Raw genomic sequence first — 24975 nt, forward strand, 5'->3', positions numbered from 1 at the left:
ATATCCCCAGTAACGCTGCGCTGATTAGGGGATTTCAGTTAGTGGCGTGGGCTCTGCTCTCGAACTAGGTCTGCAAATCTGTTGATGTAGTCGCGAACAAAGTCCTCAGTGCTTGACGACGTGAATTCTCCTTGTTCGTCAATGAGTGTTGGCGATTGTCCCAGGAAGACCTCTGGCTGACCGAGCATCGGCATGTCGAAGTACGACAGCGCGAGTCGCAAGTTCTTCTGAGAGCTATAACCTCCCATACGGCCGACGGAGTGGCTGATAATTCCCGCGGGCAGGTTCTTCCATGCCACATCACCGTTGGGCTTAGATCCGATGTCAACGGCATTCTTCAGAGCTGCAGGAATTGTGCGGTTGTTTTCTGGGGTGACAAATAGGATGCCATCGCTGGCTTTAATGGTTTCCCGGAAACTGGTGTATTCCGCGGGAGTCGCAATATCGGACACTGCGGGGTCGTCGTAGTCGAAGTTGTAGAGAGGGAGGTCACGAATCTCGACGATGTCGACTTTGAAGTCATCGGGGAAGTACGTGGCTGCCTTGAGTGCAATCTTTCGTGCATAGGAGGCTCGACGCAAGCTTCCTACCAGGATAGAAATCTGTGCAGTCATGCGAATGTTCCTTTCTTAGGATGTATGGGGAAAGACGTGGATTTAGAAATCCCAGTCTTCATCTGCGGTGTCTTCGGCTTTTCCGATGACATATGCGGAGCCGGAACCGGAGAAAAAGTCGTGGTTTTCATCTGACCCCGGGGTGAGGGCGGCGAGAATTTCGGGCTTGAAGGCGGTCTCTTCATGGTTAAACCGCTGCGGGTATCCCAAGTTCATGAGCGCTTTGTTGGCGTTGTATCGAATGAAGTTGGCAACGTCGTCGTAGAGCCCGAGTGGTTGGTATAGGGCTTCGGAGTACCTCAGTTCGAGCTGGTATAGATCATCGAGAAGTTCGAAGACGAAAGCCTTCATCTGCGTTTGCGTGGCGGTGTCGTAGGTTTCTACGCCTCGCTGGAATTTGTAGCCGGAGTAATAGCCGTGAACAGCTTTGTCACGCAGAATCAGGCGCACCATGTCGGCGGTATTGGTCAGGATGCCACGTGATGCGAAGTGCAGCGGGAGGTAGAAGCCGGCGTAGAGCGAGAAGGACGAAAGAAGCGTTGCTGCCGCCTTTCGCTTGAGTGGAACGTCGCCGTAATAGTGTTTGAGCACAGCTTTTGACCGAGCCTGCAGGATGTCATTGGCGACTGCCCATTGGTAGGCAGCGTCGATGTCAGGGGTATTGGATAGCGTAGAAAATACTGAAGAATAAGACTTTGCATGCACTGCTTGCATGAAAGCGATATTCGTGTAGACGGCCTCTTCATGTTCGGTGCGGGCATCTTGAATTTGGGAAATCTCCCCGACAGACGCCTGGACTGTGTCGAGCATGGTCAGTCCGGTGAAGACCTTCATGGTCAGCTCGCGTTCTAGATCGGTGAGACGTCGCCAGTCTGCAAGGTCATTGGACAGCGGAACTTTTTCGGGCAGCCAAAAATTTGCTGTTAGGCGATTCCACACTTCGAGATCTTTGTCATCTTGCACTCGGTTCCAGTTGATCGGCCGAAGGCGGGCAGCTGGGTCCTTTCGAAAAGACGGTGGCGTAGTTGAATAGCTGTAGATGTTCAAGAAGTAGCGCTCCTCCAGAATTTTTCCAGGCCCTCTTTGACGTTTTCCACATCGTGGTCTGTCCCCAGTAGCTCGTAGTGGTATAGCTCCGGAACCTGGCATTTTGCAGAAATGATGGCTCCGGCTATGCAAAAGTCGGTGCCGAAATTTGTGTTGCCCGAGGTGATGACACCGCGGATGAAACTCCTGTTGGTTTCGTCGTTGAGAAAAGCGATGACTTGCTTAGGTACCGCGCGGCGCCGACATCCGCCACCATAAGTCGGTGTGATCAGGACAAATGGGCTGCAAACGCGAATCATTCCGTCTTTTCGCGGATGTAACGGGATGCGTGCTGCTGGTTGAGCCAGCTTTTGGACGAACCGGTGAGTGTTTTCAGAAGCACTGGAGAAGTACACGATTCGGGGTGACTCCTCCGGTGGGAGTTCCGTGAAAGTCAGCGGCGTCTTCGATGATGAAGACACTCGATTACCTCCTATGTTCAATGGATTGAACATAAAATAGAGGAGTGAATGGGGTGTCAACAAGGCGTTGCCTACATGCGGTTGAAAAGTGCTTAGTCACGCAATTGCGAAGTAAAGCCGCGACTCTGCATTAACGGCGGAAAAACCCAGCAGCTGATCTTCAAGGCGGGAAAGTGGCGGGGTTGCCGGCCGGGGGGGGGAGAGAGGGAGGAGGCGGTGTCTCTCGGAGGGGGCTCCAGTCGTGCCCTGGGCAAAAGCACAACAGGGAAACAAAACCGCCGCGCTTTGGAAAGGCCCAGTCGATGAGGAGACTGGTTTTCCAAAGCGCGGCGGTTTTTCAGCGCTTTCGCATCAACTACTTCAGCGGACGAACACTTCCGGTGAAGTGCGGACGCTTCTTCTTGCGATCCCACGCGACAATGTTGACTGCACGGCCGATGTTGGAGCTGCCCTCAGTCAGGTTGTGAGCAGCACCTGCACCGTCACCGGTGTGGGTGAGTGCGACATTGATGGTGGTCGGCAGAACGACCGGCGCACCGAAGGAAATCTGGAACTCGTACGACTGACCCGGCAGAACCTGTGCCTCAGCCAGCGCGCGGGAGGCGGTGTACATGCCGTGTGCAATCGCTGCTGGCATGCCCAGAGCCTTCGCGGAGACAGAGGTGATGTGAATCGGGTTCCAGTCACCGGAAACCTTGGCCCACTTGCGGCCGGTGTTGCCAGCCAGCTTCCACTGAGCGGTGGGGAAGGGGACCTTAAACTGCTCACGCTTGATGGTCTCGGCGCCGGACTTGATGGCCTCACGCTGTGCCTGGACCTCTTCGAAGCCCTCGGCGTCCTTCAGGCGAACGCCCTTGGCCAGGTACACCGATTGCTCCTCGACCAAGGTGGCGCCGGATGTGGACGATGCAACAGTCGACTCCAGAACAACCTCAGTGCCCGAGCGGTGAGCGCGGAATGCGGCAACCTTCACCGCGATATCAACCTTGCCGCCGAGTGTGACAGGCGAGATTTCGCGGTAGGTGTTCTCGGTGTGGACCAGGCCCATCATCGGCAGCGGGAAATCGTCCCCAGCCATCAGCTCCATCTGAATGGGCATGATTAGGGCGTGGATGTGGCCGAAGAACGCTTGCTCAGACTTCGGGGCGCCAACGACGTCGCGGAAGTCCTGGTCGCGGTCGGCATCGACAGTGACACCCTTGACCACTAGTTCATCGACCTTGATTTCGGTGGAGTTCGGGCGCTTCTTTGCCGAACCAGCAGCTGCCTTGGCGTAGAGCGGAACCAGATTGGGAATGGCGTCCAGGGTCTTAGCCATAAGTTTTCCTCTTTCCTCCTTATCGGGAGCCTATGCGGAAGTCACGACTTCGCTTAGGCACCGACGATGTTCTGACCACAGACGCGCAGGACGTGGCCATTGACGCCGAGAGCGCGGTCGGAGACCAAGAAGGCGATTGCCTGGGCGACATCGCCCGGCTGGCCGCCCTGCTGCAGCGAGTTCACGCGTCGAGCAACCTGGCGGTTGACGAACGGAATAGCAGCGGTCATGTCGGTCTCGATGAAGCCCGGAGCAACAGCGTTGATGTTGCCGCCGCGCTTAGCGAACTCCTCAGCGTAAGCCTCGACCATTGCGATAACACCGGCCTTGGAGGTGGCGTAGTTGGTCTGACCGCGGTTACCTGCGATACCGGAGGTGGAAGCCATGGTGGCAATACGCGGAGCCTTCTCGAAGGCCTTGTGATTCAGCAGCTGTTCGTTCATCTTCAACTGAGACTCGATATTGACGGCGATGACCGAGCCCCACTTGGCGTCGTCCATGTTGGCGAACATCTTGTCGCGGGTGATACCTGCGTTGTGGATGACGATGTCCAGGCGGCCGTAGCGGGCCACAGCAGCATCGGCAATGGCGTTGCCGGCGTCGTCGGCAGTGATGTCCTGCTGCAGAGCCAGGCCACCGAGCTCGTTGGCAACCTTGGACAGCGCCTCGCCAGCCTGCGGAACGTCGATGACGATGACGTCTGCGCCGTCAGCCTTGAGCTGACGAGCGATAGCGGCGCCGATACCACGGGCGGAACCGGTGACAGCGGCAACCTTGCCAGCCAGCGGCTTATCCCAGTCAGCTGGGATCTCACCAGCGTCGGAGGAGACGCGGAGGAACTGGCCATCGATGAAGGCCGAGCGGCCGGAGAGGAAGAAGTGCAGGGAGGAAATCACGGACGGTGCGGTGACCGAGACACCCGGAGCAACGAGGATGCCGTTAGCGGTGGAGCCGCCACGAACCTCGTGGCCGAGGGAGCGGATCAGGCCCTCGATACCACCGGCGACAGCGTTCTCAGCAATCTCGGCCGGAGTTGCGTTGTGGTGAGCATCCTTGGCGCGGGAGACGGTGACGATGCGGCCACCCTTGTCCAGCTTGCGCATGTGCTTTGCAGCAGCGAGCACCGGGCCCTGCAGCTCTGCCGGGCGCTTAGCCTCGGTGGCGACGAGGACAATGGCACCAATCTTGTCGTCAGCGGCGTTGCCACGACGAACTTGCAGGCCCCACTCTGTCAGCTGAGCTGCAACTGCGTCTGCATCTGCACCCTCGCCGGTGACGAGCACCTTGTCGTTGTTCAGCAGCGGACCGCCCGGCTTGTAGCGGCGCAGGAACGGTGGCTGTGGCAGGCCAGCGGCCTTAGCCAGTCCAGTGAGCGGACCACCGTTGACGAGTTCCTGGTACTTATCGGTCATGGAAAATTCTCCTTGAAAGTAAAAGTGTCTTTATCGGTGGTGCGCTTTTAGACGCGAGCCTCGAGAACTGCGACAACACCCTGGCCGCCTGCGGCACAGACGGAGATCAGGCCGCGAGTGGTCTTGCCGGTCTCGTCTGCCTTCTGGCGCAGCATCTTGGCGAGGGCTGCCACAATGCGGCCGCCGGTAGCGGCGAATGGGTGGCCGGCTGCCAGGGAAGAGCCCTTGACGTTGAGCTTCTCGCGCGGAATGGAGCCCAGCGGGCCTTCCAGTCCGAGCTTGGTACGGCAGAACTCCTCGTCCTCCCATGCCTTCATGGTGGACAGGACGGTGCCGGCGAAAGCCTCGTGGATCTCGAAGAAGTCGAAGTCGTCGAAGGTCCAGCCGTTGCGGGCCAGCAGGCGCGGGGTGGCGTAAGCCGGAGCCATCAGCAGACCCTCGTCGCCGTGGACAAAGTCAACTGCGGCTGCCTCGGAATCGACGACGTCGGCAAGCACCGGCAGACCGCGCTCAGCGGCCCACTCCGGGGTGGAGACGAGGACGGCAGAGGCGCCGTCGGTAAGCGGAGTGGAGTTACCGGCGGTCATGGTCGGCTCTGCTTCCAGGCCGCGGCCGAAGACTGGCTTGAGCTTGGCCAGCTTCTCCGGGGTGGAGTCCGGGCGCATGTTGGTGTCACGGGAAACGCCCTTGTACGGGGTGACGAGGTCAGTGAAGAAGCCCTCGTCGTAAGCGTTTGCCATGTTTTGGTGGGAAGCGGCGGCGAGCTCATCCTGCTCAGCTCGGGTAACGCCCCACTTGGCGGTGGTGATGGCCTGGTGTTCACCCATGGACAGGCCAGTGCGGGGCTCGCCGGTCGACGGAGTGTCCGGAGCCAGGTCGGACGGACGGGTCTTCAGGAAGACCTTTGCCATGTCCAGAGTGGACTTCTGGCGGCTGGCCTCCAGCAGGATCTTGCGCAGACGGTCGTTGACAGCAATCGGAGCGTCGGAGGTGGTGTCCACACCGCCGGCGATAGCGGAGTCAATCTGGCCCAGCTTAATCATGTTGGAGACAGAGTTGAGGGCCTCCATGCCGGTGGCACATGCCATCTGAATGTCGAAAGCCGGGGTGTCCGGCGCCAGTGCGGAGCCGAGGACACACTCACGGGTGAGGTTAAAGTCACGGGAGTGCTTCAGCACAGCGCCGGCGGAGACTGCACCGAGGCGTTCGCCGCCGATACCGAAGCGGGCGACGAGACCGTCGATTGCAGCGGTCAGCATGTCCTGGTTCGACTCGTTAGCGTATTCCTTATTAGAACGAGCGAACGGAATGCGGTTACCGCCGACGACGACCGCGCGGCGCAGAGAGTTATTGTTGGCCTGAGCTGCCATGTGATTGTTCCCTTCAAAATCCTTGAAGTGTGACGTGAATTACTAAATTTAGACAATACTGGTATCGGTGTTTTCTGTCACGTTTTTAGAAATATTTTTGCCCGGTCATCTACCGAGCGGGGGAGGTGAGGGGTAAACACCGTCGTCCACCTGTGAAAAATTCGATGGGCAGCAGTCCGGAATCTCAAAATTTTTCCCGCTTGACGACGGTAATTGCGTCAATCCCCACTAGTTGGGGTGGCGGCCGGAGGTATCAATAGAGTGCAAAGGCGTATAGGGGTTTAGACTTTATCGCCATGCGACCTGAACTTTCCTCGTATAACCATCTTTCCGCGGGCAAGGTCCGGGAAATCTACGAGATTGACCCTGAGACTCTGCTGCTTGTGGTCAGTGACCGTATTTCTGCCTTCGACCACATTCTGGAGACCCCGATTCCTGACAAGGGTCGAGTGCTCACCGCGATGAGCGTGTTCTTCTTCGACGAGATCGACTTTCCGAACCATATGGCTGGCCCGGCTGACGATGAGCGCATTCCGGAAGAGTGCCTCGGCCGTGCGCTGGTGTGCAAGAAGCTGGACATGCTGCCATTCGAGTGTGTCGCACGTGGCTACCTGACCGGCTCGGGTCTCGTCGAGTACAAGGAAAACGGCACTGTCTGTGGCATTGAGCTGCCAGAGGGCCTCGTCGAGGGCTCCAAGCTGCCAGAACCGATTTTCACCCCGGCCACCAAGGCCGAACTGGGCGAGCACGACGAGAATGTCTCCTTCGACGCCGTTGTGGAGTCCCTGGGGCAGAAGCGTGCCGAAGAACTGCGCGATGCCACCCTGCGTATCTACACCCAGGCTGCTGAGCTGGCTGCTAAGCGCGGCATCATCCTGGCCGACACCAAGTTCGAGTTCGGTTTCGACTCCGACGGCAACCTGGTGCTGGCCGACGAGGTTCTCACCCCGGACTCCTCCCGCTACTGGCCAGCCGACTCCTACCAGGAGGGTTCGGTTAACCCGAGCTTCGACAAGCAGTACGTCCGAAACTGGCTGACCTGCTCCAAGTCCGGCTGGAAGAAGGACGAGGGCACTCCGCCGCCGGCGCTGCCAGGTAGTGTTGTGGAAGCAACTCGCGAGCGGTACGTTGAGGCCTACGAACGACTGTCAGGCCGCCGCTTCTCGGACTGGATTGGAGAACCTGCGTGAGCGAAGTGACCTTGGACTCGGCATCCGTCGGCAGGCCTGCAAAAAAGGATTTGCCCGCACCCCGTGCACAACGGAAGCCGGTGACTCGGTCCTTCCACGGAAGGGACTTCACCGATAGCTTCGAGTGGCTCCGCGATAAGGAAAACCCCGAGGTTATCGAATACCTAGAGGCTGAAAATGCCTATACGGAGGCTTTTACCTCCGATCTTGATGGCACCGCGGACGCGATTTTTAAGGAAATCAAGTCACGCGTGCAGGAGACCGACATGTCGGTCCCAACTCGCCTTAATGGCTGGTGGTACTACTCACGCACGCAGGAGGGCAAGTCTTACGGGATGAGCTGTCGCGTGCGTGCGGAGGCCGGTGACGGTCTTGCCGCGTGGACTCCGCCGACCATTGCGGACGACTCTCCGGCACCAGGAGAACAGGTCATCCTGGATGCCAACGAGCTGGCCGAAGGCCACGACTTCTTCGCCCTCGGCGCAGCGAGCGTCTCCGCGGACGGCAATCTGCTGGCCTACTCCACCGACGTCACAGGCGACGAGCGCTACACGCTGCGCGTAAAGGATTTGCGCACGGGCGAACTGCTTGACGACGAAATTGCGGGCATCGCCGCAGGTGCTACCTGGGTTGGCTCGGAATGGATCTTCTATCAGAAGGTCGACGAAGCCTGGCGGCCGGATTCCGTGTGGCGTCACCGCGTAGGCACCTCTACCGAGGACGACGTCTGTGTCTTCCATGAGCCCGATGAGGCCTACTGGGTCGGAGTCGGTACGGTACGCAGCGAAAAGTACCTGATTATTGAGAGCTCCTCGAAGATTACCTCTGAGGTCTGGTACCTGGACGCCAGTGACCCGACCAGTGAGTTCACCTGCGTGCGCCCGCGCGAGTCCGGTGTTGAATACGACATCGATCACGCCGTCATTAGCGGCCAGGATATGTGGCTGATTACACACAATATAACTGGCTCGAACTTCGCACTGGCCATGGTGCCGGTGGGGTCTTTCGACAGTATTTCGGATCTCACTGAGCTGGTTGCTCACCGCGATGACGTCCGTGTTGAGGGCGTTGACTGCTTCGCTGGGCACATCGCGTTTGGGTACCGTCGCGGCGGTATTGGTCGTGTGGCGCTGGCGGTATTGGCGCAGGACGAGGATGGTGCTGGCTCCGCTGAGACGGGCGATGCTGCCGACCCAGTGCCAGCGTCCGCTGTGAACTTCGTCGAGCTCGAATTCGACGAAGAGCTCTACTCCGCAGGCACTACCGGCAACGCTGAATGGGACACCCCGGTGTTGCGCTACGCCTACGGCTCCTTCACCACGCCGTCGCAGCTCTGGCAGATTGATATTGCCTCGGGCAAGCGGGTGCTGCTCAAGGAGCAGAAGATTCGCGGGGAGTTTAATCGCGGTGATTACGTCGCCAAGCGTGAATGGGTGAGTGCAAGCGATGGTGCCCAGATTCCGGTGTCGATTATTTACCGCGCGGATTTGGATTTGGATGCGCCGAATCCGACGCTGCTCTACGGCTACGGTTCCTACGAATCCTCGATGGATCCGGGCTTTTCCATCGCCCGGCTGTCGCTGCTGGATCGTGGGATGATCTTTGTCATTGCACACGTCCGCGGTGGCGGCGAGATGGGTCGTGGCTGGTGGGAGAACGGTCGCGCAACCACGAAGAAGAACACATTCACTGACTTCGTCGCCGTCGCTGACTACCTGCTGGATTCTGGTTGGACCACGCGCCAGCAGTTGGTAGCGCTCGGCGGTTCAGCGGGCGGCATGCTGATGGGTGTGGTCGCAAACATTGCTGGCGATAGGTTCGCGGGCATTCAGGCCGTGGTCCCGTTTGTCGACTGCCTGACGTCCATGCTGATGCCAGAGCTGCCGCTGACCGTGGTGGAGTGGGATGAGTGGGGCGATCCGTACCACGACCCGGAGGTCTACGACTACATGGCCTCCTACGCGCCGTACGAGAACATCTCGGCCGATGTGAAGTACCCGAAGATTCTCGCGACTACTAGTTTGAACGACACTCGCGTGCTCTACGTGGAGCCGGCAAAGTGGATCGCCAAGCTGCGCGAAGTTGTCGGCGGCGAGCCGGGCCAGTTCCTGCTCAAGACCGAGATGTCCGCTGGTCACGGTGGTGTTTCTGGCCGTTACGAACGCTGGCATCAGACTGCCTTCGAGTATGCCTGGATTGTCCACACTGCTGGTGCGGTGGAGTAACGGCATGGATATGCGCACGCTGCTGTCCGCGCAGGGTTTTGACACCGATTCGCTTTCCGACGATCAGTTGGCCGTCTACCACACGCTTTTTCGGCGGCGGGATGTCCGCCGCGAATTCGCCGGAGAAAAGTTGGACAGGGAGCGATTGATGCGCGTGTTGGCGGCCGCTCACGCCGCTCCTTCGGTGGGGCTGTCCCAACCATGGGGCTTTCACATCATTCAGGATTCGGCTCGCCTGCAGCAGTTTGCCGACCATGTAGCCGGACGCCGCGCTGAATTCGCAGCCAAACTCGAAGGCGAGCGGCGCGAGACTTTCAATCCGATTCAGATTGAAGGAATTGTGGACTCGGGAACGGGCATCGTCGTCACTTATGACCCGACCCGTGGCGGCAAGAACATTCTCGGCCGCGACACCGTCGATGACACCGGGTTAATGTCAGTCGCGCTGGCTATTCAGAATCTGTGGCTGGCTGCTACGGCAGAGGGGCTCGGCGTCGGTTGGGTCAGTTTCTACCATGAGGATTTCCTGGCCAACTTTGTCGGTGTCGAGGCGCCCGTGCGGCCGGTGGCCTGGCTGTGCATTGGTCCGGTAACGCACCTGGCCGCGGAGCGTGACTTGGAGAAGTTTGGTTGGCGCAAGGGTTTGGCGCTCGATGAGGTTGTGCACTGGGGATAATCTGAACTCTTACTTGAAAGGCCTCTGAGTATTCTCCAAGCTTTGTCCTCTCCGTTACCAAAAATTTACATACGCCTGTTTTTGTTGAATCCATGGCAGGCAGCGGGGTGCAAGAACAGATTCGGACGACAGACCAGGTCGTTCGTCCAGCGGGCAAAGAGCTCGTAACTATTGACGGTGGTGTGGTCGGTTCGCCGCTTTTGGTGTCGGTGTCGGGTTTGCGCGATGGCACATTGCTCGATGTCGCTCGTTTCGTGGCAGCGATGGAACAGCGCGGTATTACGCCGTCTCTGCTGGTAGCGCCGCATGCGGGTAAGAACTGGTCGTTGCGGGAAGCTCCGGCGGTGCTGGATTGGCTCCGCCGTCGTAGCGATGACGGCATCGAGATTGTTCTCGCGGGGTTCGATCAGTCGGTTCGAGGCCGAGGCGCGGAATTTGCGTCGTTGAGCGAACATGAAGCGCGCTTGCGCCTGATTGCCGCAACGCGCCAGATGCGTGCGATGGGTTTTGAGACGGATGTCTTTGCACCGCCGAAGTGGACCATGTCGCCAGAGACCATGAATGTGTTGCCGGAGCTGGGCTTCCGTGTTGCAGCGGACCGAAATGGGGTCCGCGACCTGATCACTGGTGCTGTTGATCCAACTCGCGTGCTGGCTATCGGCGAGGGCTTCGGCGGCGCCGGTTGGTGGCGCCGCGCGGTGCGCTCCTCAGTGCAGCGCTCGCTGGAGAAGGGCCGCGCGGTGCGTATCTCCGTTAACGCTTCGAAACTGCGGGAGCACAAGCTGCGCCAGGATGTTGTCGGCATCATTGACCAGGCGGTCGATGGGGGTGCGCAGCCGGTCAACCACTCTTCGGTGCCGCTGGGCCGCGAGTTCTTTGAAGGCATGGAGCAGGTCGGCTAGTCGTCACCTCTGACGGCTATCGTGGGACTGCCCTAGTGTGGGGTTTATGAGCAATCTCTTCGACATCCCAGTGACCACTATCGACGGCAACGAAGCAACGATGAACGACTGGGCAGGCCACGTTCTGCTTATCGTCAACACCGCCTCGGAGTGCGGTTTCACGGATCAGTACGACGATCTGCAAGGACTTTTCGACGAACTCGCACCCCGAGGCTTCTTCGTCCTCGGCTTCCCCTGCAACCAGTTCGGCGGGCAAGAGCCCGGCAGTGCCGAGGAAATCAAGCAGTTCTGCCAGCGCGAATTCAGCGTTACCTTCCCGCTCTTCCAAAAGACGGAGGTCAACGGCGACAGCGCTCACCCACTCTACAAGCTGCTGAAGGAAACCCCGGACGCCGACGGCGAGGCTGGGGACGTGAAGTGGAACTTCGAAAAGTTTGTTATCTCGCCCGAGGGGGAGGTCATCGGCCGTTTCCGCTCCAAGGTCTCACCTGACGACGACGCTCTGCGCGACCTCATCGAGGAAAACTTGCCTATTTAAACTTGGCTATTTGCTGGCGTCCAGCGGTGCTTGCTCGAAGTAGCCCGTGGTGCCGTAGCCCACGATGCCACCTCGGTTCCGCAAGGTCATGCTAGCTAGACCGACCTTGCCAAGCTCATCGCCACCGATGGTGACCCAGTCACCCTGAACCGCGACAACCATGTTGGCGTGCACCCCAAGGCCTGCGGGGTAGCGGTAGAAAATGATGTCACCCACCTGAGGAGAGAAGTCCTTGTCGGTGACGAAAGCATCATGTGCCTTGTAGGCATCCATGAGCTGTTCGACATCCGCAACCAGCCATGGGTTCTCGGTTGTGGCAGTGCTGTTCTGCGCTGTTCTGTTCTGCGCAGTGTTGTACTGCTCTGTGCTGTTGTTGTCGGTGGCACTATTGGCAGCCGAATTCTCGGGCGTATCAAAGACCGGAACACCCGCGGATGCGAGTAGGAATGACAAGAATGGCGCAGTCCAGGAACCGGAGCAGTCGACCGTGTCTCCGAATGCGTCAAGGTTTGGATTCAGCTTCGATGTCTGGTTCGTAGCCGCAGGTGCAGAACCCGGCCTGGTAGCAGCAGCGGCGGTGACGGCATCTTCATCAGCGGTTGGGTCTGCGTCTGAATTCGGGTGCTCGCCGACCTTGGGGATAACGCTGCGGATGTCGGCATCAGTAGCGCCACACGCCAGGCCGAAGTAAACCTCAGGGGAGGGCTGCTCCTCGTACTGATAGCGCGCAACATCCTTCAGAGCCTGCTGATAGTAGGGGCGGTCTGCCTCGGTGCGGGGGAACGTGCCACCACGCCAAGCCAGAACATTGATAGGACCGAAGAGCGTGAACCACCCGGCGAAGAGGAATACCGCCGTCAGTACCAGGATGGACACAGGCGGGATAGCGGCGCGAACACGTTGCAGCATGCTCGGTGAGGATGCGTTCTCCTGGCCGTCGTCAAGCGATGGTGAGGAAGACTCAGACCGTGGTGCGTGAGGCTGCTGTGCGGGCACAGGCGCGGGTGAATCGGTGGTCATATCTTCCCAGGATAGTAGGCGGCACTGCGGTCGTCCTTGGCGAGTGCGTCTGAGCCGTACGTAATGGCATAGTCTGCGGCTCCTGCTGCGGAAGGAGTCGTGCAGTTAGACTGTGGTTCATGACTTCACCCGACATGCGTAACGAGGCCGAGCACGACCCTCGTGAGGATCTGCCGAGCTTCCTGCGTGAGCCGGACAAAATAGACAAGCTTCTCTATGCATCGCTGATGCTGGTTGCCGTGTACGGCTTTGCAATTATCCCGTTCCGCGCGGTTTTGCTGCTCAAGTACACGTTTTTGCATACGTGGCTGACGGGCTCGAATCTCTCGGTGCTGATTCTCGCGTCGGAAAACGAGGATAGGCCGCTCTTCCTCTTCGCTGTTGTGGTGATTGCGGCGCTGTCGACAATTAAGTTCATGCCGTTCTTCTACTGGATGGGCAAGAAGTGGGGCACGGAATTCATCACGATGAGTTTCGGCGGCCATCCACCGCGATGGTTTAAGAAGATGGAGAACTTCATCTATGAACGCATCGGGCTGAGTGTGCTGGCATCGTTTGTGCCATTCTCGCCGATTCCGGCCACGATCGTCGTGGCCATCGGTGGTATTGCGAAGGTGCGCGGCTGGGTAGTAGGTGTGTACCTCTTCCTCTGTGCCGCAATGCTCAAGTGCTTCTACCTGTACTTGGGCCTGAAGTTTGGCCCAAGTATCCAGGGCTCCCTGCAGACGATTGACCGGTACGTCACCTACATCACCTTCGCGCTGATTGGCTGGATGTTCCTATCCATCTGGTGGAAAAACAGGAAGCCGGGCGGCCAGGCGGCTTAATCCTGTTCGCGCTCAATCAGCGGTAGCGGGCTGTACTTGTCACGCAGCGCCTTCAGCGACAGATCGTGAGCGTGCAGGCGCTTGTCCTCATCCGTCGTCGGCTGGAAGTGCGGTACCGGCTGTGGGTTGAAATCGTCGTCAATTGCGACATAAGTCATGGTCGAGTGCAGAGCCTTGCGCAGTCCGCCGACACCCTTGCGGGGCTCACAGCAGTAGACCTGCACCGACAGGTGCATCGAGGTCGTGCCGGTGCGCAGGATGCGTGCGCGCACCTCAACTAGGTCGCCAATGTGGATTGGGTTGTAGAAGCGAATACCACCTGCGTACACGGAAATAGTCTGGCGTCCCGCCCAGTTGGTGGTAACTGCCGTCGCAGCCTCATCAATCCACTCCATGGCGGTACCGCCGTGGACGTTTCCGCCCCAGTTAACATCGGTCGGCTTTGCCAGGAAACGTGTGGTCAGCTCGGGTGCAGAGGAATCCGCGGAGTACGTTTGCGCGCGCATGCTGGCTTCGATGTCGCGGCGGAGCTCAAAACGGGAAAGAGCGGCCTTTTCAACACGCTCTTCTTCCTCCGTTTGCGGCACCCACTTCGGAACCGGTGTCGACTTACCATTTTCATCCATGGCCACGAAGATCACTAGGCAGTCAGCTGCGCGGGTGAACTTGCCCTCGCGCGGATCAGCTGAGAGCACCTCGTTGACGATGTGCATAGAACTGCGACCGGTATGCGCAATCTTGGAGCGCACCTCAACAATGTGGCCGCTGGGAATCGGGCGAGTGAAGTGAATGTGACCGAAGTACGCAGTCACGCAGTAGCGTCCCGACCAGCCGGTCGCACAGGCGTAAGCGGCCTTGTCAATCCACTGCAACACACGGCCGCCGTGGACGGAATTGGTTCCGGCCATAATGACATCGGTCGGCGACGCCATAAAACGGAGTACAAGAGATGGTGACGCTGGAGCGTGCACCTGTTCAGCTTTTTCAGTTGACTGCGTATCCATATATGAAAGCATAACTCTAGGATGAGGTTATGGTATCCAAAATCTCGCCTTTCGACGTTCGCAGCGCTCTTTCCACCGCCGCACCCTGGGCGGCGCAACGTCTTCTCGGCCGCGAATTGCTATCTGACCAAAAGGCTGCCTCCTTCGCCGGGGCAGATGGGGCGCAGGGGCCGTCGTTAAGCCGTGCGAGCCTCGCCAAAGCGGTGCGTCTGTCCGTGCGGATGCTCGCCCAAGAGGCGCCGGGGCATAGCGTCGAGGTGCGCGTGCCGCCCTTCGTCGCGGTCCAGTGCATTGAGGGGCCCAGGCACACACGCGGTACGCCGCCCAATGTCGTGGAGATGTCGCCGGAGATTTGGCTGGGACTCGCGTGCGGAATGATCACGTTAGAGCAGGTGCAGGCGCACATCGATATGTCGGGCACGCGTGCGGCGGAAATCGGGAATCATCTGCCGGTGGCGCGCATTTCTTAAAACCCGTTGGGGGGATGCTGAATTGGTGCCCGGGCGGGTGGGGCTATTAGTGTGAATGTCGTGGCCGATACCAACATTTCAGGTGCACCAAAGACCAAACTGTTGCCAATTTCGCCTTACGACGATCTGGGGGAGACATCCCCGCGTGAAGAATGTGGCGTCTTTGGCGTTTGGGCACCTGGCGAAGACGTGTCCAAACTCACCTACTATGGCTTGTTTGCCCTGCAACATCGCGGCCAGGAAGCCGCCGGTATCGCAGTCGGCGACGGCGACCAAATTCTCGTATTCAAGGATCTCGGGCTTGTTTCCCAGGTTTTTGATGAGCAGACGCTCGACGCTCTGAAGGGGCACGTAGCCGTCGGGCACACGCGCTACACCACCGCTGGAGCTCCTGCGTGGGAGAATGCACAGCCGATGTTCCAGATGGCTTCCGACGGCACGGACATCGCGCTGGGGCACAACGGCAACCTGACCAACCACCTCACGCTGTTCCGTGAGGCAGTGGATAAGGGGCTGATGCGCGATCAGGGAGAGTTGCCTAGCGACTCCGCAATTATGACCGCACTGCTTGCCGACGAAACCGGCAAGGTTGATCACCCAGAAGACCACGGCTGCAGCACCAACGTGGAAGCGGCTGCGCTGACGCTTCTGCCGCGCCTGAAGGGGGCCTTCTGCCTTACTTTCACCGATGGCGAAACGCTGTACGCTGCGCGTGACCCACACGGTGTGCGTCCGTTGTGCTTGGGCCGCCTGTCCGGTGGCTGGGTAGTTGCGTCTGAGACCTGTGCGCTGGATATCGTCGGTGCATCATTCGTCCGCGAGATTGAGCCGGGCGAGATGGTGGCCATTGATGCCTCCGGTGTCCGTTCGCAGCGTTTCGCCGAAACTACCCACGCAGGATGCATTTTCGAGTACGTCTACCTGGCGCGCCCGGACTCCAACATCCGTGGTCGCTCTGTCAATGCCGTGCGCCTTGAGCTAGGTCGCCAGTTGGCGCGTGAGTTCCCGGCTGACGGTGACCTAGTAATGCCGGTGCCGGAATCCGGAACCCCGGCGGCGGTTGGCTATGCCCAGGAATCGGGCATTCCGTTTGGTCAGGGGCTGACCAAAAACGGTTACGTGGGCCGTACCTTCATTCAGCCTTCGCAGACGATTCGTCAGCTGGGCATCCGACTGAAGCTGAACCCGCTGAAGGAAGTTATCGCCGGTAAGCGCTTGGTCGTGGTTGATGACTCCATCGTCCGCGGCAACACTCAGCGTGCCCTGATTCGCATGCTGCGTGAGGCCGGTGCGAAGGAAGTGCACGTGCGCATCGCCGCGCCGCCGGTGAAATGGCCGTGCTTCTACGGCATTGACTTCGCCTCTCCGGGCGAGCTGTTGGCCAACGGCGTGGATGAAAATGACATCGTCGCCGGTATCGCAACCGCGATTGGTGCCGACAGCCTGGGATTTGTCTCCATCGATGGCATGGTCGCCGCTTCCGAGCAGGCAAAGACCGAAGTCTGTTGTGCCTGCTTCGATGGCAAGTACCCGCTGGGTCTGCCGGAGGGCAATCCGAATGCGGCAGCTGTGGAGAGGATGCAGGCAGCCCAGGCTGCCAAAGCCGCAACGAGCAATTAGCTTCGAAACCTCCTTAGAATGAACTACGAGAACTGAACCGAGAACAAGGCGTAAGCGGTGCTGTGGATTGCAGCCGTTGCTTTGTTCCCGGTCCGCCAATACTCCCGGATACGGCAGTAACGCCGCCCGGGGGAGAAAGTTTAAAGCGAGAGCCTCTAATGACCGAGAACGTTTCTGGTGCTTCCTACGCTGCAGCCGGCGTCGACATCGAAGCCGGCGACCGCGCCGTTGAACTATTCGCCCCGATTGCCAAGAAGGCCACTCGCCCAGAGGTCCGTGGCGGGCTCGGCGGTTTTGCCGGCCTGTTTGCACTGGGCAACTACGAAAAGCCGCTGCTGGCCGCATCCTCCGATGGTGTGGGGACCAAGTTGGCCGTGGCGCAGGCCGTCGGCAAGCACGACACCATCGGCCTGGACCTGGTCGCCATGGTCGTCGATGACCTGGTCGTGTGCGGCGCCGAGCCGCTGTTCCTGCAGGACTACATCGCAATTGGCAAGGTCGTGCCGGAGCACGTCGCCGAGATCGTTTCCGGCATCGCCGAGGGATGCGTCCAGGCGGGTTGCGCCCTCCTGGGCGGCGAGACTGCAGAGCACCCGGGTGTGATGGAACCAGGCGAGTACGATGTCTCCGCTACCGGCGTCGGTGTCGTGGAAGAGGACAAGCTTCTCGGCCCGGACCGCGTGCGTGAGGGCGATGTCATTATCGCCATGGAGTCCTCTGGACTTCACTCCAATGGCTACTCGCTGGCTCGCTACGTTCTCCTGGAGAAGGCCGGTCTGGAGCTCGACGGTTACGTCGAAGACTTCGGACGTACCCTCGGTGAGGAGCTGCTGGAGCCAACCAAGATCTATGCGAAGGACTGCCTGGCTCTCATGAACGAGGCAGAGGTCCGCACTTTCTGCCACGTCACCGGTGGCGGATTGGCTGGCAACATGGTTCGCATCATGCCGGAAGGCCTGACCGCTGACATGAGCCGCGCAACATGGACCCCGGGCCCGATCTTCAAGACCATTGCTGAGCTCGGCAACGTCTCCCGCGAGGAGATGGAGAAGACCTTCAACATGGGTGTTGGTATGGTTGCGATTGTTTCTGCAGAGGATCGCGATCGTGCACTGGCTCTGCTGACTGCCCGCCACATCAACGCTTGGGAGCTGGGTACTGTCCGCAAGAGCGAGGCCGGCGAGGATAGGGCTGTTTTACGCGGCAGCCACCCGCGCTTCTAAGCTTTGGCCTTCGGCTGGTCGGGACTGGGGCGGCTGGTCTACTGTGGAGGGTGGCCGACTGCTGAGCCGCCTACATCCGGGTTGAGCAGCTGAGATCCCCAAAACCACGGGCTGCAAATGTGAAACTGTGCGAGTTTATGGCACTTCCGAGCCGTTTTTCGGGCTATTTTTGTCATAAACGCAGTCAGTAACTCGGATCGATCCGCCACGGCCGAGCATAATCGGCCGAGCATAAACGCGGTCACTAAGCAAAAACAAGCACCCACCAACGGAATCGTTGGCGGGTGCTTGTTTTATTGAAATAGAAACGCTTTGCGGAAAATACGACAGCGGTTAGCTTACGCTAGCTGTCGCGACCAGCGCCTGAGGCCCATTCCTCCCAGTCAGAGTAATAGTCGTCTCGATCGGACTCGTTCGACTTGCCGACGAGTTCCCGCTGCAGACGCTCCAAGTCCATTTCTGGTGAATCGTACTTGAGCTGACGGGCAACCTTCGCCTGCTTTGCTTTCGCACGGCCGCGACCCATGGCCTGACCCCCTTGTGTAATCCGTGGGACGGCACGGGGATACGGCCGACCCACTTATGTCTTATTGCGTTAATTCCTGTAAGACACCATAGCTGATTTTTAGACGAAGGGGTTACGCGGGGAGGCCCATAGTGGGTTGTGTCCTCGCGCTCAGGCAACTCAATATGTACTGTGAACTGGGGGAATAACCTTTCTGAAAAAGAATGGAAAAAGTTATTTTTTCACCACTCTGTCTGGTGGCTTTACCTATTTCCCGTTACTTATTTCCCACGCAGGCGGTTGATGGCCACACGACCCGGTGGCAGCTGCTCGACGCGGTCGATGGAGGAAGGGTCGACGGCCACGGCGCAGTCACCCACCACAAGGCCCTCGCGTTCCTGCGCCGAGCGCTTAAGCAGAGCCAATGCAATCGGGCCGTAATCGGCATGTTGCACGACGGTGCCTACGCGGCCCACGGCGCGCTTGCCCATCATCACTGGATCGCCGGTTTCCGGCAGAGTAGCTGAGCCGTCGAGCTGCAGCATCACCAAAACTCGGGGGGAGCGACCAACATTGTGGACTCGAGACACAGTCTCTTGGCCGCGATAGCAGCCCTTGTCCAAGTGCACGGCAGCCGTGTCGAATTCAGAGGCAATCCAGCGCGGAGCCTCATGCGGAATCATCTTCTCATCTACATCGATTCCCAGCTCCGGCCGCAAGGAGACTACGCGTTCGGCCTCCCATCCCATCAGTCCAACTGGGGAGGCGCCAGCGGCCATCAGCGCTTCCCAAGCACCGACTAAATCCTGTCGGCGCACGAGCACATCCACACGTCCGCCGCGTGGCCAAGGCAGGTGTCGGACATAGGAATGCCCCACCGTCGTAGCCTTGCCCACCTGCGGGAATGCGAGGCCGGCGGACACCAGTACCTCAGGGGCATCCGGCCCCATGACGGAAATAACCGCCCGTTCTATCTCAGCAATTTCCACCTTGGACCAGAACACCATCATGTTCAGGTACTTCAGCAGGGAGTCGAAGCCAACAGGGGGCACGTCGATAAGCACAGAATCGTCCAAAACAGTCAGCGTCATGTGGTGGAGAACGTGACCGTTGGCATCCAGGTTCAGGGCTTCAGTGACAGTGCCGGGGGTGGCATCGTCGACCTTCTGTGAAAAAAGTGTGTTGAGGTAGGTCAGGCGATCCTCGCCAGTAACCTCAATAACGCGGTAGTACGAGCGATCTACTACTCCGCAGTCCTCTTGTAGATGACGTTGCTCTACCAGTGGACGGCCGTAGTGCCATGCCACGCTAGCTTGCCCTGTGGTTTGCTCGACGTTTTTCGCTGAGGTTCCGTCTGGGGCGTTCTCTGAGGCCTTCTCTAAACCTACCGTCTGTCCGCCCAATTCGAGGGCAGCGGCACCAGCCACGTGAGACATCAAAGGACTTACATACTCAACACTCACTCCCTCATGTTAACCAGAAATCCCCAAATTAAGCATGGATTAAGCTTGTGTGTATGACGGATTCGCTTTCTTCTCTAGTGCTTATCGACGTCTTCGCAGACGGTGGCCCGATTGCTGTCGAGGCAGGACAGCCGTTCCTCTACGCGGACGATCTCGGAGCTATTCGCGGCGACGGAGTTTTTGAAACACTACTGGTCAGGGGTGGTCATACCTGCAATACTGACCGGCACGAGAAGCGGTTCGCATCGTCAGCGCTAATGCTGGATTTGCCAACCCCGGACCTGGAGCAATGGCGGGCGGCTACCGAGGTTGCACTACGGGAGTTGCGCGATAGGTCAATTGAGGGGGATGCGACGTTGCGGTGGGTTTACTCGCGTGGTCGCGAGTCCACTGGAAGGCCGACTGGCTACGTTTTGGCAAGCTCCGCGAAAAAGGTGGCGGAAAATCGCCTGAAGCCGGTATCAGTCATGCTTGCAGAGCGTGGTTTCTCGCTCGACCTTGGCTCCCGTGCACCGTGGGCGCTCATCGGCGCGAAAACGTTGTCATACGCGGCTAATATGGCCGCATTACGCTATGCCAAGTCCAAGGGTTTTGACGATGTCATCTTCACCTCCGCAGAGGGAAAGCTCCTGGAAGGCCCGACATCGACCATCATCGTTCAGCGCGGCAATGAGCTGCTGACCCCCAACCCCGGTGAAGGAGTGCTGCCGGGCACGACTCAGGCAGCGCTGTTTGAAACAGCTGCCAACTGCGGCTGGAAAGTCACTCCGACGGTTCTGGTACCAAGGGACCTATTCACCGCTGATGCGGTGTGGCTAGTGTCCTCGGTGCGCATCGCGGTCGTGGTTAAGTCCATCGATGGTGAGCCCATTCCGCAGCCGGATGTAGCTGCGGAAAAGGAATTCCGTGACCTGTGTGACGAGGCGCTGGCGACGCAGTAGGGCTTGTCGCAGTAGGGCGCCAAGCCGTAGTGCGCAAAGTAATAGGGCCCCGCAGCCAGGCCACACAGCGCCCGTCGTAAAGCGGGGGAGAACCTAGCCTGCGTAACGCTTGAGCTGCGCGGACATACGGGGAGTGAATTCCTCATCCCGCAGGCGTTCGTCCACCCAGCCGAGATCGTTGTTCGGCATCAGGCCGTAGAGGCGCTTGCCCGGGCCAAGTGATGCTGGACCGGTAGCAGTGACCATTGTGGAGGCTGCCTGCAGCTCCCATGCGCGCTCGGAGACCGGCTTGCCGTAGTAAATCTCAGTGACGCCGGTGGAGTGGACGCAGATGAACTCAATCTCGTCATCGTTGTTGATGCGCCAAAATCCCGTTTCGCGCTGGTCAGGGCCGGTTGGTTTGCCTTCTTCATCCAGCTTCCAGATGCGCGACTCATACTTCAGGTAGTTCTCGCCATCGTGGCTGAAGATAACCTGCTGGCCGAAGTTGTACTCACCGTCGACGACGGTGTTTGCCTGCCCCTCACCGCGCCACACGCCGACCAGCGGCAGTAGTGCCAGCAGGCCGTCGTGAATATTCGGGCCGAAGCGCAGGTTAGCGGTCTCGTCAGGGATCGGGAGCCCCTCAAGCTCAGTGATGTTGCGCGTAGCGGTGCTCTTGGCCTGCTCGGCCGCGCGGTTAATGGCCTCGTTGCCGTCGAGGCGAGGGGCTGCCGCAGCTGCAGGCTCCTGTGCAGCGGCGTCTGTCTGGTTGCTGCCATTGTTCTCGGTCATGCTTCACACTCTACCGCTGAAGCTCTTGTGGCCATGTATGGGCTGTTGGCGCATGGTGCCAACGCTGCAACGACGTTTAACGGCGATGCTTGACGACGGCCTTAGCGACGCACCCGACAGTTCTTCTCCGGCAGCTTCTCCGTGGATTGTGCTGACGCCTCGGCATCCTGTTGTGATGTCGGCGGCATGAAGTTCGTTGGCGACACGGTGCACAGAATCTGTTCGCCTTCGATGGTGATAGAACCGCCCGACACGTACACGCGAGTCGCCGGCATGCCCATCGGTATATCCGAATCTCGCAGTGTCAGAGCGAAGGTGTTCATGATGTGCTGCGTATCAGCCTCAGACAGCTCAGGTTTGACGTGGCTCTTAGAATCCGTTGGGGACGAGGGCGCAGAAATAATCTCCATCGGCGTAATGACCACGTCGCGGCTGACAATGCGCAACTTCGCCGTGACCTGAGTTTTTCCCTGCCATCCGGCTGGTGTGGCCTCGAAAATTGCCTCGGTCTCCCAGCCGCCGGTGGGGGAGGAGTCCTTCAGACTCTGGATGCTCAAGTCCGTCAGCCCCAGCTTGTTGCCCAGAGAGACGCCGTCGAGCGAGAGCTTGGTGAAGTACTGCTTCGTCGGCGACTCTGGGAAATCTCCGCTGAGCACTGCCGATGCTGGGACCTTAACGTTGGACGCTCCGTACTCCAGAGATACCAAGCCGAAGTCGGGTACCTCCACATCGCGGATGCGCGAAGTTACGGAGCTCCACTTACCCGTAACAAAAGAGGACAAGTAGGCCTTGCCACCGATGGCGACGTATGGGGTCATCTCCAGTTGTGCAGTCTCTTGAATATGCTCGGAGAGCTTGTACTCCGCATGGCTGGCGAAGCCCATGTCGGTGGCGATCACCAGCGCGGCAACGGCGAGGATGGAGCCACCGATTTTCTTCTGTCGTCGGGAAATGGACACACTCTATTAGTACCCCATCGCTTTTGGCCCAGCGGACATCGGGGAAGTGTTGAATCCGCGGCTGTGTATAGGGTGGGGCGTATGAACGTAACCGAACTGCTTGACGTAGACACCACCGCCGCCAGTACGCTACTGCAGCGCGCCCACTCCACCGACGGCGTGGAGGCGTTCGGCGAGGCTTTCGTCCGAGGGCTTGACGACGACTCTTTCGGGCATCGACACTTTGCGATTATCGAGAACGACCGTTATTTGGGCCTGGCAGCCGTTGCGCCAGATGCTATGGAGATGGTTGTTGATCCGGAGTTTCGCAGGCAAGGCGTGGGAGCGAAGCTGCTTGCGCACATCGATGCTGAAGTCGGTGAGCGTCTGCCTATCTGGGCTCACGGTGATGTCGCCGGTGCCAGCCGCTTGGCAGAGTTGACGGGACGCAAGGTTGTCCGCGAGCTGTTGCAGATGTCCGTTTCGGGCTCAGCGTTGGAGAAGGCGGCGGGGGACGTCGATAAGCGTGATGATGTTGAAGCCTTGACCCTGACTGCGGCACGTGCGAAGTGGGGCGCGGCAGCGGTAGATCGAGCGTGGTTGGCAGTGAATAACGAGGCGTTTGATTGGCATCCGGAGCAGGGGGGTTGGTCACAGCCACAACTCGATCGCGCTCGGGATGTGCAGTGGTTCGACCCGGAGGGCGTGTTCTTTGCTGCGGATGTGGCCGGGGCGCGCGACAGTGCGGAGGAGATTTGTGGTTTCCACTGGACGAAGTGGCACGCTGAGGAGTCTGTGCCAACTGGTGAGGTCTATGTGATTGGACTGAGCTCGAAGGCGCGCGGACGCGGTCTGGGGCGATGGTTGACCAATGTTGGGCTTTCCCATCTCCGGAGCCGGGGAGCGGAAAAGGTAATTCTCTATGTCGAAGGCGACAATGCTCCGGCAGTGCGCACTTACCGTGCGGTTGGCTTTGAAGTGGCTCGCCGTGATGTGATGTACGGCGCGTAAATGTGACGGTTCGGTTTATTGGAGGCGAGTTGTTGGGGAAGGGCTGAGTTATTGGAGAGGTTATTGGAGAGGGCGAGCTTAGGTTTGTCTCAGTTTTAGGTGGTTTTCCTCTGTCGCGGGGGCAATGATACTTGTGATTTTGGGGAGATGTTGTCCAATCCTCAGTGTTTCAGGGGCGCATTTTAGGGCCTCTTACAGGGGAAATGAGGATAAATAAAGAATTACTTGCGCCGTTCACCGATTGTTAATGTTTTGAACAGGTTCCGGTTACTATCGGTAGATAGGTTCAGCGCAGTGGACCGGAGTGTGGCGGTTCCACGAGAACTGTTTCACTCATTGTGTAAACCCGGAGGATTTACTGTGCTGAAGAAGAACCGTGCGGCATCCGTCATTGGCCTGGTCGCTGTTGCAAGTCTCACCCTGGCCGCTTGTGCTGAAGGGGGAACGCTGCAGGGCGAGGGCGCTACCTCGCAGCAGCGTGCGATGGACCTGTTCGCCACCAAGTTTGAAGAGGCCGGTTCGACCCTGTCGTACAACGCATCTGGCTCTGGTTCCGGTCAAACTCAGTTCATTGCCGGTACCGTTGCTTTCGCTGGCTCCGACTCTCCGCTGAAGGAGAAGGACGGCAAGGACCAGGTTGCAGAGGCTAAGAAGCGCTGCGATGGTAACGACGCATGGCACCTGCCGATGGTTATCGGTCCGGTTGCCGTTGCCTACAACCTCGAGGGCGTTGATGTCACTCTGACCCCGGCACTGGTTGCTGAAATCTTCGACGGCAAGATCACCAAGTGGAACGACCCGAAGATTGCTGAGGTCAACAAGGACGCGAAGCTGCCGGAGAAGGACATCAAGGTTGTCTACCGCTCTGAGGAGTCCGGTACTACTGATAACTTCATGAAGTTCCTGAGCGCAGCTGCTCCGGAGCAGTGGAAGCACGAGGCTTCCAAGTCCTTCCCGACTGCTACTGGACAGGGCGCTAACGGCTCGGCTGGTGTTGTCGACGAGGTTTCCAACATCGACGGTGCTATCACCTACGTTGAGGCTGGTTTCGCTAAGGACAAGGACCTGGGCATCGCCAAGATGGACTTTGGTCATGGCCCGGTTGAGCTGAACAACGACACCGTCGGTAAGGCTCTGGATTCCGTCACGTTCAAGACTGAGGGTCACGACATGGTTGTTGACACCGACGCTCTGTTCGCAATGGATGAGAATGGCGCTTACCCGCTGATTCTGACCACCTACGAAATCGTCTGCTCCGCTGGTTACGACGAGGAGACTCGTGATCTGGTTAAGAGCTTCCTGAAGGTTGTTCTGGAAGAGGGCCAGGGCCCAGAGCTCGAAGAGCTGGGTTACATCCCGGTTCAGGGTGAGTTCAAGGACAAGTTGTCCGCAGCGGTTGACGCTATCAAGTAATTCTTTGCGTGCA

24 protein-coding genes are annotated in these 24975 nt (G+C 59.0%); 12 read left to right on the top strand and 12 right to left on the bottom strand.

Annotation, left to right across the window (positions count from 1 at the left end; genetic code table 11):
* Positions 1-38: 38 nt before the first annotated feature.
* The 6 genes from HMPREF2614_RS06220 to HMPREF2614_RS06245 all read right to left on the bottom strand — a co-directional run bounded on the left by HMPREF2614_RS06220 (position 39) and on the right by HMPREF2614_RS06245 (position 6222).
* Complete coding sequence (locus HMPREF2614_RS06220; RefSeq protein WP_016421405.1) at positions 39-614, bottom strand: NADPH-dependent FMN reductase; 576 nt, start codon at positions 612-614, stop codon at positions 39-41.
* Positions 615-656: 42 nt separating this feature from the next.
* Positions 657-1661, bottom strand: a complete 1005-nt coding sequence (nrdF, locus tag HMPREF2614_RS06225) for a class 1b ribonucleoside-diphosphate reductase subunit beta (RefSeq protein ID WP_080971523.1) — start codon at positions 1659-1661, stop codon at positions 657-659.
* A complete protein-coding gene (nrdI, locus tag HMPREF2614_RS06230; RefSeq protein WP_080971522.1) occupies positions 1658-2122 on the bottom strand; it encodes a class Ib ribonucleoside-diphosphate reductase assembly flavoprotein NrdI in 465 nt (154 codons plus the stop codon). Before nrdI ends, nrdF begins: the two co-directional genes overlap by 4 nt.
* Before the next feature lie 355 nt (positions 2123-2477).
* The gene (locus HMPREF2614_RS06235; protein ID WP_038626508.1) at positions 2478-3440 is read right to left on the bottom strand and encodes a MaoC/PaaZ C-terminal domain-containing protein; all 963 of its coding nucleotides are present in this window, start codon (positions 3438-3440) and stop codon (positions 2478-2480) included.
* Positions 3441-3493: 53 nt separating this feature from the next.
* Positions 3494-4852, bottom strand: coding sequence for a 3-oxoacyl-ACP reductase (locus HMPREF2614_RS06240; RefSeq protein ID WP_070560547.1), 1359 nt, complete (start codon positions 4850-4852; stop codon positions 3494-3496).
* A gap of 47 nt (positions 4853-4899) precedes the next feature.
* Positions 4900-6222: an acetyl-CoA C-acetyltransferase gene (locus HMPREF2614_RS06245; RefSeq protein ID WP_038626498.1), complete on the bottom strand. Its 1323-nt coding sequence runs from the start codon at positions 6220-6222 to the stop codon at positions 4900-4902.
* A 296-nt stretch (positions 6223-6518) separates the two neighbouring features.
* Between HMPREF2614_RS06245 and HMPREF2614_RS06250 the strand changes: the two genes are divergently transcribed.
* The 5 genes from HMPREF2614_RS06250 to HMPREF2614_RS06270 all read left to right on the top strand — a co-directional run bounded on the left by HMPREF2614_RS06250 (position 6519) and on the right by HMPREF2614_RS06270 (position 11753).
* On the top strand, positions 6519-7412 hold the full coding sequence (locus HMPREF2614_RS06250; RefSeq protein WP_070560550.1) for a phosphoribosylaminoimidazolesuccinocarboxamide synthase: 894 nt from the start codon (positions 6519-6521) through the stop codon (positions 7410-7412).
* A gap of 5 nt (positions 7413-7417) precedes the next feature.
* Positions 7418-9637, top strand: a complete 2220-nt coding sequence (locus tag HMPREF2614_RS06255) for a S9 family peptidase (RefSeq protein WP_370547586.1) — start codon at positions 7418-7420, stop codon at positions 9635-9637.
* Between the two features lie 4 nt (positions 9638-9641).
* Positions 9642-10313 (top strand): 5,6-dimethylbenzimidazole synthase, encoded by a 672-nt coding sequence (gene bluB / locus HMPREF2614_RS06260; RefSeq protein ID WP_070560551.1) that lies wholly within the window; start codon positions 9642-9644, stop codon positions 10311-10313.
* A 92-nt stretch (positions 10314-10405) separates the two neighbouring features.
* Complete coding sequence (locus HMPREF2614_RS06265; RefSeq protein WP_222867384.1) at positions 10406-11215, top strand: polysaccharide deacetylase family protein; 810 nt, start codon at positions 10406-10408, stop codon at positions 11213-11215.
* 46 nt (positions 11216-11261) lie between these two features.
* Positions 11262-11753 (top strand): glutathione peroxidase, encoded by a 492-nt coding sequence (locus HMPREF2614_RS06270; RefSeq protein ID WP_049181154.1) that lies wholly within the window; start codon positions 11262-11264, stop codon positions 11751-11753.
* 6 nt (positions 11754-11759) lie between these two features.
* On the opposite strand, the gene HMPREF2614_RS06275 is transcribed toward HMPREF2614_RS06270, so the two are convergent.
* The gene (locus HMPREF2614_RS06275) at positions 11760-12773 is read right to left on the bottom strand and encodes a hypothetical protein (protein ID WP_070560553.1); all 1014 of its coding nucleotides are present in this window, start codon (positions 12771-12773) and stop codon (positions 11760-11762) included.
* Between the two features lie 119 nt (positions 12774-12892).
* Between HMPREF2614_RS06275 and HMPREF2614_RS06280 the strand changes: the two genes are divergently transcribed.
* Positions 12893-13600: a hypothetical protein gene (locus HMPREF2614_RS06280; protein WP_016421393.1), complete on the top strand. Its 708-nt coding sequence runs from the start codon at positions 12893-12895 to the stop codon at positions 13598-13600.
* On the opposite strand, the gene HMPREF2614_RS06285 is transcribed toward HMPREF2614_RS06280, so the two are convergent.
* A complete protein-coding gene (locus tag HMPREF2614_RS06285) occupies positions 13597-14604 on the bottom strand; it encodes an acyl-CoA thioesterase (protein ID WP_038626488.1) in 1008 nt (335 codons plus the stop codon). The genes HMPREF2614_RS06280 and HMPREF2614_RS06285 overlap by 4 nt on opposite strands.
* Before the next feature lie 29 nt (positions 14605-14633).
* Between HMPREF2614_RS06285 and HMPREF2614_RS06290 the strand changes: the two genes are divergently transcribed.
* The 3 genes from HMPREF2614_RS06290 to purM all read left to right on the top strand — a co-directional run bounded on the left by HMPREF2614_RS06290 (position 14634) and on the right by purM (position 17917).
* Entirely contained in the window at positions 14634-15074 is a 441-nt protein-coding gene (locus HMPREF2614_RS06290) for a sterol carrier family protein (protein ID WP_038626486.1), read from the top strand.
* Positions 15075-15125: 51 nt separating this feature from the next.
* A complete protein-coding gene (purF, locus tag HMPREF2614_RS06295; protein ID WP_038626484.1) occupies positions 15126-16694 on the top strand; it encodes an amidophosphoribosyltransferase in 1569 nt (522 codons plus the stop codon).
* 158 nt (positions 16695-16852) lie between these two features.
* A complete protein-coding gene (gene purM, locus HMPREF2614_RS06300; RefSeq protein ID WP_049181152.1) occupies positions 16853-17917 on the top strand; it encodes a phosphoribosylformylglycinamidine cyclo-ligase in 1065 nt (354 codons plus the stop codon).
* 343 nt (positions 17918-18260) lie between these two features.
* Here purM and HMPREF2614_RS06305 read toward each other — a convergent pair whose 3' ends face one another.
* The gene (locus tag HMPREF2614_RS06305) at positions 18261-18443 is read right to left on the bottom strand and encodes a DUF3073 domain-containing protein (protein WP_005511943.1); all 183 of its coding nucleotides are present in this window, start codon (positions 18441-18443) and stop codon (positions 18261-18263) included.
* Between the two features lie 260 nt (positions 18444-18703).
* Entirely contained in the window at positions 18704-19858 is a 1155-nt protein-coding gene (locus HMPREF2614_RS06310) for a CAF17-like 4Fe-4S cluster assembly/insertion protein YgfZ (protein WP_083300208.1), read from the bottom strand.
* A gap of 80 nt (positions 19859-19938) precedes the next feature.
* Between HMPREF2614_RS06310 and HMPREF2614_RS06315 the strand changes: the two genes are divergently transcribed.
* Complete coding sequence (locus HMPREF2614_RS06315) at positions 19939-20826, top strand: aminodeoxychorismate lyase (protein WP_038626480.1); 888 nt, start codon at positions 19939-19941, stop codon at positions 20824-20826.
* Between the two features lie 93 nt (positions 20827-20919).
* Here the strand turns inward: HMPREF2614_RS06315 and HMPREF2614_RS06320 are convergent, their stop codons facing one another.
* Both HMPREF2614_RS06320 and HMPREF2614_RS06325 read right to left on the bottom strand, forming a co-directional pair.
* Positions 20920-21600, bottom strand: coding sequence for a heme-binding beta-barrel domain-containing protein (locus HMPREF2614_RS06320; protein WP_038626478.1), 681 nt, complete (start codon positions 21598-21600; stop codon positions 20920-20922).
* 101 nt (positions 21601-21701) lie between these two features.
* Positions 21702-22559 (bottom strand): LmeA family phospholipid-binding protein, encoded by an 858-nt coding sequence (locus HMPREF2614_RS06325; protein WP_038626476.1) that lies wholly within the window; start codon positions 22557-22559, stop codon positions 21702-21704.
* A gap of 81 nt (positions 22560-22640) precedes the next feature.
* Here HMPREF2614_RS06325 and mshD point away from each other — a divergent pair, with 81 nt between their 5' ends.
* Both mshD and pstS read left to right on the top strand, forming a co-directional pair.
* The gene (gene mshD / locus HMPREF2614_RS06330; RefSeq protein ID WP_038626474.1) at positions 22641-23549 is read left to right on the top strand and encodes a mycothiol synthase; all 909 of its coding nucleotides are present in this window, start codon (positions 22641-22643) and stop codon (positions 23547-23549) included.
* 360 nt (positions 23550-23909) lie between these two features.
* Entirely contained in the window at positions 23910-24962 is a 1053-nt protein-coding gene (pstS, locus tag HMPREF2614_RS06335) for a phosphate ABC transporter substrate-binding protein PstS (protein WP_070560555.1), read from the top strand.
* Positions 24963-24975: the final 13 nt, after the last annotated feature.

Source organism: Corynebacterium sp. HMSC074C11, from assembly GCF_001809455.1.
Classification (GTDB): domain Bacteria; phylum Actinomycetota; class Actinomycetes; order Mycobacteriales; family Mycobacteriaceae; genus Corynebacterium; species Corynebacterium amycolatum.